The sequence below is a fragment of the Vreelandella aquamarina genome (assembly GCF_900110265.1).
Lineage (GTDB): Bacteria > Pseudomonadota > Gammaproteobacteria > Pseudomonadales > Halomonadaceae > Vreelandella > Vreelandella aquamarina.
The window spans coordinates 1-13110 of the sequence record NZ_FODB01000076.1 but is presented as its reverse complement, the minus strand read 5'-3'; the positions used below and the strand labels follow the sequence as shown (position 1 = coordinate 13110).

The 13110-nt window shown below is 53.6% G+C and carries 15 protein-coding genes and 1 tRNA gene; 11 read left to right on the top strand and 5 right to left on the bottom strand.

All coding sequences use genetic code 11. From position 1 onward, the window contains the following. The first annotated feature begins 363 nt into the window (after positions 1 to 363). The 3 genes from BMY49_RS15845 to BMY49_RS15835 all read left to right on the top strand — a co-directional run bounded on the left by BMY49_RS15845 (position 364) and on the right by BMY49_RS15835 (position 4606). Positions 364 to 3681, top strand: coding sequence for a site-specific integrase (locus BMY49_RS15845; protein ID WP_089676017.1), 3318 nt, complete (start codon positions 364 to 366; stop codon positions 3679 to 3681). 267 nt (positions 3682 to 3948) lie between these two features. Continuing rightward, positions 3949 to 4257 carry a type II toxin-antitoxin system HigB family toxin gene (locus tag BMY49_RS15840; protein ID WP_089676016.1) on the top strand — a complete coding sequence of 103 codons (309 nt, stop codon included), beginning with the start codon at positions 3949 to 3951 and terminating at the stop codon, positions 4255 to 4257. Further along, on the top strand, positions 4247 to 4606 hold the full coding sequence (locus BMY49_RS15835; RefSeq protein ID WP_062375820.1) for a helix-turn-helix domain-containing protein: 360 nt from the start codon (positions 4247 to 4249) through the stop codon (positions 4604 to 4606). Before BMY49_RS15840 ends, BMY49_RS15835 begins: the two co-directional genes overlap by 11 nt. Positions 4607 to 4853: 247 nt before the next feature. Here BMY49_RS15835 and BMY49_RS15830 read toward each other — a convergent pair whose 3' ends face one another. From BMY49_RS15830 to BMY49_RS17935, 4 genes are read right to left on the bottom strand one after another with little or no spacing between them, the layout of a single operon-like run. Next, complete coding sequence (locus tag BMY49_RS15830; protein ID WP_089676015.1) at positions 4854 to 5138, bottom strand: hypothetical protein; 285 nt, start codon at positions 5136 to 5138, stop codon at positions 4854 to 4856. Next, entirely contained in the window at positions 5129 to 5449 is a 321-nt protein-coding gene (locus tag BMY49_RS15825) for a hypothetical protein (RefSeq protein WP_089676014.1), read from the bottom strand. Before BMY49_RS15825 ends, BMY49_RS15830 begins: the two co-directional genes overlap by 10 nt. Before the next feature lie 9 nt (positions 5450 to 5458). Beyond that, entirely contained in the window at positions 5459 to 6622 is a 1164-nt protein-coding gene (locus BMY49_RS15820) for an Arm DNA-binding domain-containing protein (protein WP_089676013.1), read from the bottom strand. Beyond that, on the bottom strand, positions 6615 to 6851 hold the full coding sequence (locus tag BMY49_RS17935; RefSeq protein ID WP_089676012.1) for a hypothetical protein: 237 nt from the start codon (positions 6849 to 6851) through the stop codon (positions 6615 to 6617). The genes BMY49_RS15820 and BMY49_RS17935 overlap by 8 nt, the downstream gene beginning before the upstream one ends. Before the next feature lie 69 nt (positions 6852 to 6920). On the opposite strand from BMY49_RS17935, the gene BMY49_RS15810 reads away from it, so the two are divergent. The 4 genes from BMY49_RS15810 to BMY49_RS17615 all read left to right on the top strand — a co-directional run bounded on the left by BMY49_RS15810 (position 6921) and on the right by BMY49_RS17615 (position 9594). Then, positions 6921 to 7226, top strand: coding sequence for a helix-turn-helix domain-containing protein (locus tag BMY49_RS15810; RefSeq protein ID WP_244154988.1), 306 nt, complete (start codon positions 6921 to 6923; stop codon positions 7224 to 7226). Between the two features lie 185 nt (positions 7227 to 7411). After that, complete coding sequence (locus tag BMY49_RS15805) at positions 7412 to 7738, top strand: hypothetical protein (protein WP_089676011.1); 327 nt, start codon at positions 7412 to 7414, stop codon at positions 7736 to 7738. A gap of 138 nt (positions 7739 to 7876) precedes the next feature. Beyond that, positions 7877 to 8767 carry a class I SAM-dependent methyltransferase gene (locus tag BMY49_RS17620; RefSeq protein WP_208596214.1) on the top strand — a complete coding sequence of 297 codons (891 nt, stop codon included), beginning with the start codon at positions 7877 to 7879 and terminating at the stop codon, positions 8765 to 8767. 68 nt (positions 8768 to 8835) lie between these two features. Then, positions 8836 to 9594 (top strand): HNH endonuclease domain-containing protein, encoded by a 759-nt coding sequence (locus BMY49_RS17615; RefSeq protein ID WP_208596213.1) that lies wholly within the window; start codon positions 8836 to 8838, stop codon positions 9592 to 9594. 152 nt (positions 9595 to 9746) lie between these two features. Here BMY49_RS17615 and BMY49_RS15795 read toward each other — a convergent pair. Next, a tRNA-Arg gene (locus tag BMY49_RS15795) sits at positions 9747 to 9823 on the bottom strand. Between the two features lie 156 nt (positions 9824 to 9979). Here BMY49_RS15795 and BMY49_RS15790 point away from each other — a divergent pair. The 4 genes from BMY49_RS15790 to tnpA all read left to right on the top strand — a co-directional run. Further along, positions 9980 to 10978 carry a TRAP transporter substrate-binding protein gene (locus BMY49_RS15790; RefSeq protein WP_089676010.1) on the top strand — a complete coding sequence of 333 codons (999 nt, stop codon included), beginning with the start codon at positions 9980 to 9982 and terminating at the stop codon, positions 10976 to 10978. Continuing rightward, on the top strand, positions 10978 to 11502 hold the full coding sequence (locus BMY49_RS15785; protein WP_089676009.1) for a TRAP transporter small permease: 525 nt from the start codon (positions 10978 to 10980) through the stop codon (positions 11500 to 11502). Before BMY49_RS15790 ends, BMY49_RS15785 begins: the two co-directional genes overlap by 1 nt. Further along, positions 11499 to 12761 carry a TRAP transporter large permease gene (locus BMY49_RS15780; protein WP_089676008.1) on the top strand — a complete coding sequence of 421 codons (1263 nt, stop codon included), beginning with the start codon at positions 11499 to 11501 and terminating at the stop codon, positions 12759 to 12761. Before BMY49_RS15785 ends, BMY49_RS15780 begins: the two co-directional genes overlap by 4 nt. Before the next feature lie 110 nt (positions 12762 to 12871). Then, on the top strand, positions 12872 to 13110 hold a 239-nt coding region (gene tnpA, locus BMY49_RS15775), incomplete at its 3' end, for an IS66 family insertion sequence element accessory protein TnpA (RefSeq protein ID WP_089676007.1).

Below are 13110 nucleotides of genomic sequence, written 5' to 3'. Positions count from 1 at the left end.
CGCAGCCACGCTGAAGCTGCACGCCCGGCGCATCACCGTTCACCTCGGCGATGCGGCTGACAAATGGTGGCCTGCCTTGCTGAAGGGGCTACCGAAACTGACCGCGCTAGGCTGACTCGTCGGCGATACCACCACCGATCCCTGCGCCAAGCAGCCCCACTTCGGCTGACGGTGACGGCTGCACGGATGAGGGCAATTCATTCCTGTAGGCTATAAGAAGAACTAAAATTTGCGCTTTTTTGCATATAACAGCGGGGTCTCATGCTGCCAACGCGGTGCCGGTGGGCTGGTGTTGGCAGCGAGGGCTGACAATCCACTCAGCCAGCGCCCTCATGAATAAGGCGGGTTAAAGGGTAAGGCGTTATGAGCGATAGCGATCACGCCATCTGGTCAGGTTGGAAACTATCACCCCCTAAAAAAAGCACCTCCGATGGACAAGAGGCGCGTCGCTATCAGCGAGCTTGTGAGCGCTACCAGCGCTGGAAAGCCATTCTTGCATCATTAGAACAGCAGGTTACCGGCATTATGTCTGGCCAGCGGGATATCGTGATGCCTGATGCGGTTATTGCTGCAGCGTTTGATGCTCTACACCAGCAAGCGCCGCCCAGTACGCTGAAAATAACACACAATTTTTTGGTGAAAGGGCTGGAGCGAGGTAGCCAGCAGCTGAATTGGACAGTGGCCATCCCAAGCCCACTGGTTACGGTAGACCGCGAGCCACCCGCCGTCACTACCGAATCATTTGCTGAGCTACATAGTTGGGATGAACTTGTTGAGGCTCACGACGCGTTCCCAAGCGCCCCAGGACTCATTGGCCATGATCTGCGTAAATGGCTGATAGGACGATGGTTGTTTCAGCTTATTCGCGAAGGGGCGGTGCTGCATAAACGCCATCTTGAGCAAGTGCCCGACGCCTTTGAGAAGGGTGTCACCCTGACTAACGGTGCGGTGTTTATCACGTTGGAAGAAGGAGCGCCGCTGCCTATTGAGAACGATGACGATCAAGCAGCCGATGACAAGGCATCTGCCGATCAGTCTTCAGAGACGCCGTTTGAAAAAGAGCAACGCGTTTGCTATCGCCGTCTGTTTCTCAGCCCAACCAGTCAATTGATGCTACTACGTGCTTACCAAGAGACAGACAGCGCGTGGCCTCGTACCGCTGCTAAAAGTCGCCTTCCGGTCGCACAATGCCTGATGTTTTATCTCAAACATATTGACGACGGTGCGTCGCTAAAAAGCATCTCCGAGCTGCTTTCAATGGCTTATACCGCCTCTTCGTTTGATAAGCCTCCCCTGCTGAATCACTACGCCAGCAGAGCGAATGTTGCACAATCGTTACGCCCTTCATCTTGGCAGCGACTGACTCAACGCCACGTATTAACTGATACGTTGGCGGACTCCAGCGGCAACGATGTGTATCTGGAGTTTCAGACACCCGCGCCGTCTCAAGCGCCGCCTTCGGATCAACTAAAACAGTTTCGTCAGCTGCAGCGGGGGTTATCTAGCTCATTGGGTGGCCGAGCCACCCGGCATGAGGCAATCAGTAACGTCGAAACATTTTTGAGCATATCCAGCCGTAACGGTGCGATGGTGACGCTGCTGGCAAGATGGTGTCTGAAGCTGTTGCAGAAAGGAGGCCGTGTAAAATCTAAGCTCGCCGTTAGTTCGGTAAAAAGATACCTATCCGCGATTGGTCGCTCGCTAGTGGCTCAAAGCTCAGCGTTAGATGAGCTACAAACGGCCAGTGCTGATCAATGGGAAGCGCTATATGAGAACGTCTTAAATAGTGTCAAACCCGATGTTGAGCGAGCGACGGTGCAGAATCGCCTGTGTGATTTTCACCATTTTTTAATGGATACCATTGCAGCGCCATCGATTGACCTGGAAGGCGTGCCAGGCGCCAAAAAGCGTGTGGACGTTAATATAGTGACGCCTGCTGAATTTCGTCGTGCGATCGATTTAATCGACGACTCAACACAGCCTGAGCGCTTTCGCACTATACAAAAGCTCGCGCTCATCTTGGGATACCGCCTGGGGCTACGGCGTAGCGAATGTGCCGGGCTACTTGTTCGAGATGTTGTTTATATTGAGGGTAGTGACACCTTTCCCAGTGAGCTTATTATCCGCGCCAACACCTATCGACGAGGAAAAAGCTATGCGGCCACGCGACGGTTGCCGCTGTGGTTATTAATGCCAGACGAGCAGGCGCAACTGATTGCGTGGGTAAAGCGTCGCCAGGGCGAAACTGCTACTCAACAAATTAACAAGCAACTGCTGTTTTGCAGCAGCGGCAGTGGCTATTTATTGCTCGATGACAAAGTGCTGTTTCAGCCAGTGCAAACCGCTTTAAGAACGGTCAGTGGTGATCCTAGCCTTCGTTACCACCACCTTAGGCACAGCTTCGTGACCTTTACGCTACTGCGGTTGCTGGAGCGCTCACCTTGCGAACTGCTACCCACGGCCTGGCTGCGAGATGACCATGGAGACATCGCATTACCGAACATAAACGCTGATATTTCTGTGCTGGCCGGTTTAGCGCCTCAAGATCGCCCTTCCCGCAAACGGCTTTGGCAGCTTGCACTGTGGGCAGGGCATGCGAGCCCCGAGGAAACCCTCAGCACGTACTCCCATTTGCTAGATTGGGTGCTTGGCCACACCACCTTTCGACACTATAACCCTATGCTTCGTCTCGAACATCAACTGGCATTGCTGAGCTTTCAAACAAAGACGGCACTCACCAGCTGGCGAAACCGTCGCGATTTAATCGGTAAGACACAAGCAAGCGAACTCTTAAGCCATTTGCAAACGGAGTGGCAGCCGTTTATTGCCGACGACTTGTTAAAAAATGCGTGGAGAACATACCAACCACCCGCTGTTAATCCTCTCGACAACTCCCTAGAAAGCTCGTTTAACTGGCCCGAGGCAACGACGATTTATCAGTCTCTTCGCCTTATCGAACAACAAGAGGCGCGCGGGGAACCCTTAGATAAAGCAATCCAGCAGACCGCGAAAAGGTTTGCCCTTGAGGAAGAACCACTACGCCAATGGGTAGCCAATGGCGAACGGCTAATGCAACGCAAAACGCGACGCACCAATCAGCAATTTAGCCGTGAAGCCAACCGATATGACCGGCAGCGGCGCGTCACGTCAACGCATGTCTATATGCCAGAGCTTTATCGCTGCATGGCACCGCCTGTTAAACCAAACGTGTTGAAAGAAACAGGGCAGTTTTTTCATCGCTTGCTGGATTGGCACCAAAAAGAGCCCAGCAAGGCTGAAGAGAGCCTAACCACCTTGCGAAACCATATACAGCGCAGTACGGGACATATCGTGCTCCCCGATGCAGACGCTATCAATCGCGTACGTGAGCTATTGCGCCCGCTGCGCTGCTTTCAACATACGTATCTAGTTGTTGAAGTCACTGTTAATGCGGAGGCAAAGCGTGTTAAGCAGCACTGGTCAAACGCGACGAATATTCCTCACCCACGTATTGAGCTGATACCAACGCCCTCCCCTTCGGGCCACACGCGCTATTGGTACGGAAACGCCCACCTCAAAATTACTCGGGATAGCTACAAAAAGGCTGAACAGCCTTTATGGGAGGCGGTACGCTTTGCAGCGTTTATGGCGATGCTGGTACTAGGGTTGTGTGGAGACGATGCGGCAGGGGATGACACTTGAACAAAGCAGTAGCAGACAGCGATATTTACAAAACGTCGATAAACGCCTGCAGTTTATATGCTGCCACAATCAGCACACTGCGGCGTATTGCGACACAATAGGAAAAGTTGGCTCGTAGCTTCCATGCCATGGTATGCCTAGCGTGCATACAACGCTGCCTACGAACCCACTTTTCGTACAAATTCCCACTTAGCTGGTTGGAATAGCCGGTAAAACAGTTGACTCCCAAAATGGGAGAGCCTACAGTATCCCGAAATGGGAGAACTTATGCGGGTAATAGCCAAAAGTACGCTTCGCAAGTTTTGGGAGACGTCCATCTATCAGGATGCGCAAGGCCCGCTAGAGAGCTGGTACGATGAAGCGATAGTCGCAACATGGCGCACTCCGCATGAGGTTAAGGCTCAGTTTGGAAACGCTAGCATCTGTGGCAACAACCGCGTTGTTTTTAATATCGCCGGGAACAAGTACCGATTAGTCGTGGAAATGCAGTATCGATGCGGCATAGCCTGGGTAAAGTTCATCGGTACCCATGCACAATACGATGAAATTGATGTGGAGACGGTCAATGAACATTAAGCCAATTCGGTCTGACGATGACCTCCGTGCGGCATTCCAGCGTCTTGAGGCGATCTTCCAAGCGGAAGAGGGCACGCCAGAGGCTGATGAAATGGAGGTTCTCGTCACTCTCATTGAAGCTTATGAAGAGAAGCACTACCCAATCGCGCCCCCTGATCCCATTGAAGCCATTAAATTTCGCATGGAGCAACAAGGTCTGACCAAACGTGACCTTGAGGCATATATCGGGCCTAGTGGCCGAGTGTCTGAAGTCTTAAGCGGCAAACGGAAGCTGAGCTTGCGTATGATAAAGAGGCTTCATGACGGGCTTAAAATTCCGTACGACAGCCTGATGAGCCAAACGGCCTAATCGCTGGATTTGAAGCTCCACTAAGGTGGGGTTTTTAATATCCACGCTCCTACATCTTACAAAGCAGCATGCTCAAACTCGACGGCATTCGAGTGAAGCAGCGCCTGTTGACGTCCTTCCCCGACTGAAGTAAGGGGGTCTCCGCGCAAATCTGATAAAACGTGAAATACAACTACCCCCACCGACTTCGCTAAAAGAGGGTGGGGGTAAGTGAGTGAATGCATAGGAAGTTGGCAGTCAGCGTCTGCTAGCCGCCTACCGCCTCATAACGGGTGATGAAGCACAGCTTTTGGCTGGCGAAGTTAGCCCAACGCACTGTTACTTGAAGCCGCTGGCCCATTCTAGGCGCCCCTTCTTCGATTACATGACGGTCGGTTAGAAAGGCGCGTAAATTTCCTTTAGTGCCGATTAAGTACAGCGACCAGACTTCATGCTGCATCAACCGTTCCGGCCCTTCGACGCCGGCGACATACAACTCCCCTTCAAACTGACGGTCTGCCTTTTGAGTGGTCGTTTGCGATGTTACTGCCATGCTTGATCCTCCCATGCCCATAAGGTGCGCTCTAGCTCTGCAAGCAAACGTGGAATCGCTTGGCGATTGGCATCCAGCCCCAGCTGTTTAAGCGTGCGGCCTACCCAGGTTGTTAACGCATCTAGGTTAGTGCGCTCTTGCCCGTCCCCCAGCCACATCACCAAAGCACAGCCCGGTGCTAAGCTAGTGGCGGCAGCGAGCGACTCTGCCAAGCGGCGCTCAAGGCGCTGTTGCGATTGCAGTGCTGCCATCACGTGCAACGTTTTTTCGATGTCATCACGGCGCTTTACTGGCGTATTGAACGGTTTCATCGATTTCTCCTAGGCACGTTTCTGGTTCAGCATGCGCTCAAACGCAGAGCCATCTTGGCGCGTTAGGTTGGGCACGAAGCGTGAGTAAACACGGAACAACATTTCGGTTGTGGTGTGGCCCATCTGGCGGGCAATCCACTCGGGGCTCTCACCTGCCGCCAGCCATAGCGTGGCAGCGGTATGTCGGGTTTGATAAGGGCGGCGCTTACGCAGCCCTAGCTCCTCCAACAAGGGATACCACACTCGTTTCGTCACATTGACGTGGGATAAGGCAGTGCCCTTACGCGTGGTAAAAACCAGCCCCGTTTTACCCGTCACCTCAGACTGCGCCTTCAGCGCATCAAAGACGGGTTGTGACATGTCGATAGAGCGGAAGGAACCGTCAGTTTTTGTGGGTACTATCTGGCCACGCACCAGCGCTTGGTGAACTAAAATCTGGCGACGGCCAAAATCCACGTTTTCCCAGATTAAGCCGTCAATCTCACCAGTGCGCATGCCTGTGAAGAAACGCACGGTGTAATACTGACGAAAGTCTTCACGCACGCGCTGAATGATCTGCTGCACCTCCTCAAGCGTAAACGGCTCTACATCCGTGCGCGGCACATTGAGCGATTTAATCCCGCGATAGGGTGAGCTAAACTCATAGCGGTCGGCGGCTTCATTCAACATCATGCGCAATGGCGTCATGATGTGGTTGATACGGCTGGCAGAGAGTTTCTTGCCGCTCCGGGAATTAACTTTGGCGAGTGACGCCCGGAACTCAAGAATTTCTGCACGAGTGATGCTGCCGACTTCTTTATGCCCTAACGCGGGCAAGATATGTCGGTTTAAACAGCCCTGCACCGTGACGATCTGCGATTCACGCCATTCGATCTCTTTCTCTGCAAACCACGTTTCAGCGAACTGGCACAGCAGCGGCGTCGCGTGATAGCCGCCAACCGCCGTTAGCGCACGCTTGCTTAACGTCTTGGCACGCGGGCTATCTGGAAAGTAGCGACCATAATCAAACGAACCCAGCGTAATCTCCGCCTCAATCTTCTCCAGAATCCGCTCTAACTTTTTGCGGTTGGCTGCTGTGTTATCTAGCGTTGTTTGTTCACGGCAGCGTTTGCTCAAGTAGCGAAAGTCAAAGTACAACTTGCCTGTTTCTTTACGCGCAGCAACTTTACCCATGGCACACACCTCCCCCAGCCATCGGCACACCCAGACTTTCTTCCTTCGAGTGCAACTGCATGTCGCGCTCAATGGGTTCCCACAGGTAAAGAATCTTGCGGCCGCCAAACGGGCGGATGTAATGAATGCCTTCCAGCAGCACGTCATCTTTTAAACGTTCACGGATGGTGCGGGCATCATATTTGATGCGCTCAGCGAGCTCTGCTGTAGTTAAATAAACATTTTTCATATCTTTCTCCATGTCTCATATGAAGCACAAAAGCATCATATGAAATAAATATAAATCATTAAAAGAAAGATGCAAGCATTTTTTGATGCACTGAAGTATCATATGAAAAATACAAACATGGTAATGGTTATGCTGCGCTTCAAAATCAAAGAAATGCTTGCGAAAAAAGAGTTTTCTGAAAATCGCAGAATTACAATTAGTGAGGTTGCTGAGGCAACCGGTATCCATCGCATGACGCTGTCTAAAATGATCAATCATCGTGGCTACAACACCGGAACAGAAAACGTTGACCGGCTATGTGAGTATTTTGGCTGCCAGGTTGAGGATGTTATTGAATATGTGCCTATGTCAGATAAACCAGATGCAACTGGATAAACGACAGCTCAAGGAACGATCATCACCGAGCTTTTCACAAACTAGATTGGCAGAGCCGCTCAGCTTTTGGCACAGCACTTCTTCACTGGCGAGCTATTCGCCAAGCGCTTGACCCGCCCTATGCTGCACCAGTTGGTACTTTGCTTCAGGCAAGCGGAAGCTAATGGCGGATAAGGGAGAACAAGATGAAAGTGACTGAAAAAGTAGAAGTCGATGCAGTGACTGACGTGCGCTGTGATGTCTGCCTGACCTCTACACAAACAGTAAACGGCGGTCTTGAATTTGCGACACTTCAAGCGCATTGGGGCTATGGATCTCAACATGATGGCGAACGCTACGAAGCCCATCTTTGTGAAGACTGCTTCTTCCGCACTTTGGCTTACTTCAAGCAGGAACGTCGTGTGCAAAACTTATCCAGTGAAGAGGGTGATGCTGGATTACAGACAGGCGATATTGGGCTGGTCGCTAAAGACGATTACTTCCGCGATAACGGTGGAAGCACGAGGCAATAAATACTCTGGTAGGCAGGTGAAGCACCCGGAGACACGTTGCAAGCAGCGTTATTCTTTCCCTTGATCGAGTCTGCACACAACGCCGAACATGCACAAAGCTGATAAGGTCAGGGCATGGGCTAATTACCAAGGCTTGGCATGACAAACTTTCCAGCAACCACACCGACGGTGCGTTTCTACGACGATAACGCTCAACAACTGTTTGACCAATATCAGTCGCTGAGTTTTGAGCGTGTTCATGGTGAATGGCTGCACCATCTTCCTACTCAGCCCGGTTTAGCCCTAGACGTGGGCGCTGGTAGCGGGCGAGATGCTAAAGCACTTGCAGAGCGCGGTTGGCAGGTGATGGCGATAGAACCCGCAGAAAAGCTGAGAACGCTCGGAGAAACCTATACCCATGAAGGTGATGTCAGTTGGATTGACGATACCTTACCTGCCTTGAATCGCGTTCGTCAGCTTTCACAGCGCTTTCAATTAATTCTGGTGTCAGCGGTGTGGATGCATTTATCCCCTGATGAACAACAACGTGCTTTACGGGTGGTTAGCTCACTACTCGCTCCTGGTGGGCTTTTAGTGATTACATACCGTGAAGGCTCAAATAGCGATGAGCGTCAGTTTCATTCGGTCAACATGGGCATGCTGGATAGCTGGGCTCGCGATTTAGCGCTGCTACCCGTGCAAGCAAGCCATAACAACGACCAGCTTGGTCGCCAGGGTGTTGCTTGGCATCTACGGGTATTCAGGTTGCCTGATGATGGCACAGGCGCCCTGCCTTCCCTTCGGCACATTATCGTGAACGACGATAAGGCGTCTTCTTATAAGCTTGGTTTGCTTCGCTCGTTGACTCGTTTGGCCGATACCGCACCTGGCATTGTGATGTCACGAAAAGAAGAGTGGGTGACGGTGCCTTTAGGAGCGGTAGGACTTTTTTGGATCAAACTGTTCCGCCCACTACTGATAGACCGTGATTTGCGCCAAGCGCCTGGTAAAAAAGCTATGGCTTCGCTAAAGATGACTTCTATCGTTTGAGGCAACTTTCGCCACATGATCTGCGTATCGGGTCAGCTTTCTTTGATCCTCAATGTGCCGCTACGGTTATGCGGGCAATTCGCGATGCCTGCCAGACCATTCTCAAAATGCCTGCCCACTTCACGACTTGGCCCGGCAGTTTGCGCCCTATATTTGACGGGAGTTATCAAGGGCTACGCATTCAAGAGCAGGCCGTTCGCCTTGATAGCGAAACGCTGGCATCTTTCGGCACGTTTCAAATCCCTACACCGCTGTGGGACGCGATGAGCCGCTATGCCTGCTGGGTAGAGCCCGCTATTGTGCATGAGTGGGTTCAGTTAATGCAGCGATATGATGCTTCCTACGATACCGGTACTTTGCACCTCGCTTTACAGTGGCAGGAAAGTCGTCGAGACACACAGCAGGTGCGCCAGCTCGTTTCCCAACGTCTTCTAGACCCTTCCCCATTGCCTTGTGTATGGTCGCGTAGTGATCTGCACCGACAAAAAAATTACGCCATAGATCACTGCTTTCCTTGGTCACGCTGGAACAACAATGATTTATGGAACCTACTGCCAGCAACGGAAAAAGCCAATCAAGCGAAGTCAGATCGATTGCCTGCTGCTGACGTAATGCAGAGAGCTAAGGTGGATATTTTACACTGGTGGCAATGTCTCGATGACAACGCAACGATCTGCCAGCAGTTTCGTGATGAAGCAGCCGTTGCGCTACCGCTTGCTACACCAACGTCACCTCTGGATGCAATTTTCAATAGCGCGTTATTACAACGCCAACGATTGAAGGCAAATCAGCAGTTAGCAGAATGGGTGGGTATTACCCAGAAATAGCGTGACCAAGCGTGTGACTCGTAGCGGCCAGTGGTCATCAAGAAGCAAGCGAGAGAGGAAGGTAGTTTTAAGAATGTGGCCACGATTTGGTCACAGGGTGGTCACAGGCAAAAAATAAGGGCCTACGCGTTAACGTAAGCCCTTGATATATATGGCGCGCCCGGCAGGAATTGAACCTGCGACCTTCGGCTTCGGAGGCCGACACTCTATCCAACTGAGCTACGGGCGCTTTGGGTGCGTATCGTACCCGTGTGGGCGGGCTGTGTCTAGCGGCGGGGCGGTTTTAGGCCGCCTTGTGATTGACCGTTTTCCCTGCGGTGGTGCATGCTCTGGGGGCACTTTTGCACCTCTTACCCCCCCCTTGGTCATATTGGGAACATAATAAATGGAAACATTTGCACGTAGTACGCTGGCACTGGGCATCTCACTGGCGCTGGTTAGCGCCTCGAACGCCGCTGATTTTGCAGATATGGACCCCGTTACGTTGCGTTTAGCCCACGTGGTCAACGAGCAGGATGGCTTCCATATTGCCGCCACCAAGTTCGAAGAGCTGGTGGAAGAACGCACCGAAGGCAAGGTGAATATTGAGATCTTCCCCAACGCCTCGCTGGGCGATGAGCGCACGCTGCTGGAAGGCATGCAAATCGGCACCGTGGATATGGGCGTGATTACCAACGGGCCGGTGGCCAACTTTGTCGAAGAGATGGCGGTGTTTGAACTGCCGTTCCTGTTCCCCTCCCCGGAAGCCGCTTATAGCGTGTTGGATGGCCCCATCGGCCAGGAGCTTTTGGATAAGCTAGCAGACGTGAACCTGAAAGGCTTGGCTTACGCCGAACGCGGTTTCCGTAACCTGACCAACAGCGAGCGGGCGGTGAATTCCCCGGAAGATCTGGATGGCCTGCGCATTCGCGTGATGGAAAACCCGGTGTACACCGATACCTTCCGCGAGCTGGGTGCCAACGCGATTCCCATGGCGTGGACCGAAGCGCTCACCGCCATGCAGCAGGGCACCATCGACGGCCAGGAAAACCCGGTGAACGTGATTCACTCGTTCAAACTGGATGAAACCCAGAACTATATGACGCTCTCTCGCCACACCTACGCGCCAGCGATTTTTGTGATGGGTATGCCCGCCTGGAACCAGCTCCCCGAAGCCGCCCAAACGGTACTGGAAGAAGCCGCCCAGGAAGCCGCCGAGCATGAGCGCCAGGTGAACGCGGATATGGAAGCCGAGCAGCTGGCAGCACTGCGCGAAGCGGGTATGGAAATTAACGACACCCCCGATATGGAAGCCTTCCAAGCCGCCGTTGCGCCGGTATACGAGAAGTACGGCGAGCAGTTTGGTGACTACCTGCCGCGTATCCAGGAGGCGCTGCAACAGTGATGTCGTTTGCACAGCCTCTTTTGACGCTGCTGCAACGCATTGAACGCGGGCTGGATGCCATCATCCAGCCCGTGGTGTTTGCGGGCATGGCAGCTTTAATTGGCGTAATCACGCTACAGATCGTCTCGCGGGTGCTGTTCAGCGCCGTGGGCTGGACCGAAGAGGTCGCGCGGTTTCTGCTGGTGTGGATCACCTTTTTAGCGGGCACACTGGCGTTTCAGCGCGGTCGGCATATTGCCGTCACCTTTGCGGTGGATGCCCTGCCACTTCCGCTGCGTAAGCTGGCCAGGCTCGCGGCGCTGGCGATTGTGGTGGCGTTTATGATCACACTGATCGTGATTGGCTACCGCTATATGCAGGTGCAGAGCTTCCAGAAGTCCGCCTCGCTGCGACTCTCGATGACGTATGTGTATGCGGTGATGCCGCTCGCGGCGGGCATCATGGCATGGTACGCCCTGGTGGATATGGTCGAGGTACTGGTGAACGGTGAACCCACGGCAGCCGACCAGGAGGAGTCGCTATGACGCTGGTACTCTTTGGGCTGTTCTTCCTATTTATGCTGCTGGGCGTGCCGATTGCCTTCGCGATTGGGGCCAGCTCGCTCTACGCGCTGTACCAATCCGGCGTGCCGTTGATGGTGGTCACCCAGCAGATGTTTCAGGGCATTAACTCCTTTGCTCTGGTGGCTATTCCAATGTTTATCCTAGCCGGGGATTTAATGGCCCAGGGCAAAGTCAGCGAGCGGCTGGTGAGCTTTGCCGATTCCCTGGTGGGCTTTATGCGCGGCGGGCTGTCGGTGGTTTCGGTAATGGCGGGCATGTTCTTTGCGGCTATTTCCGGCTCCGGCGCGGCTACTACCGCAGCGGTGGGTTCAAGCCTAGTGCCAGAACTTAAGCGCAAAGGCTACGACCCCGCCTCGGCGGCTAGCTTAATTGCCGCCAGCGGTACCATTGGCGTGGTGATTCCCCCGTCGGTGCCAATGATTATCTATGCGGTCATTGCCCAGCAGTCGGTATCGTCGCTGTTCTTGAACGGCTTTTTACCGGGGCTGGCGATGGGTATAGCGCTCATGGCCATTGCGATTACTCAGGCGTATAAACGCAAGTACCCGAAAGGTACGCCGCTCTCGCTGGCCACTATTTGGCGCACGTTAAAAGCGGCCAGTTGGGGGCTGATGACACCGGTGATTATTCTGGGGGGTATCTTCTCGGGGGTTTTCACGCCGTCGGAAGCGGCCGTGGTGGCGGTGAACTACGCGCTGCTGGTGTCGCTGTTCGTGTACCGGGACTTGACCCTGCCCCAGGTGTACAAGCTGTTGATCCGCTCGGCGATGACCACCGCCGTGATCATGCTGGTGATTGCCATGTCGGCGGTGCTGAGCTGGACGCTCTCCAGCTGGCAGGTGCCCGGTGCGATTGCCCAGTCGGTGCTGTCGCTCTCCACCAACCCCTACGTGATCATGCTACTGGTGGTGGCGGTGATTCTGCTGACCGGAGTGTTCATCGAGACGGCCAGCGCCTTGATCATCCTCACCCCGGTGCTGCTGCCGCTGGTGCTGCAGCTGGGCATCGACCCGATCCACTTCGGGCTGATCATTGTGGTGGGGCTCTCGATTGGCATGATTACCCCGCCCGTGGCGATCAACTTGTACGTGGCGTCGTCCGTCACCCAACTGCCGCTAGAGCGTATTACCCGCGCTATTATCCCCTACCTGCTAGGGCTGATTGGCGTGCTGCTACTGGTAGTTTACGTGCCCATACTGCTGGGCTGGTCGGGTCGTTAGCGCTAACTAAGAGCGCAGCTAAACAGTAAGCGTTCATTCCACGACGTTCTGCCACCCTGCTGAAAATCGCCCTACAGTAACCTCACACTTTCCAACACGAGGTTACCCCTATGAGAAAGCACCGCACACCCGAACAGTGGCAGGCTCTGGTCAATCAGCAGCGTGACAGTGGTCTGTCAGCTTCGAAGTTCTGCAAACAAGAGAACATCGGCTACGCCAGTTTCTGTAACTGGCGCAAGCGCCTGTCCGATCAGGCGGCCGGTGACTCAGCGGATTCCGGCGAAGCCGGTTTTCTGGACCTGTCCTCTCTGATGGGTGCAGCGCAGTCCGGCCCAGGCTGGAACATTGT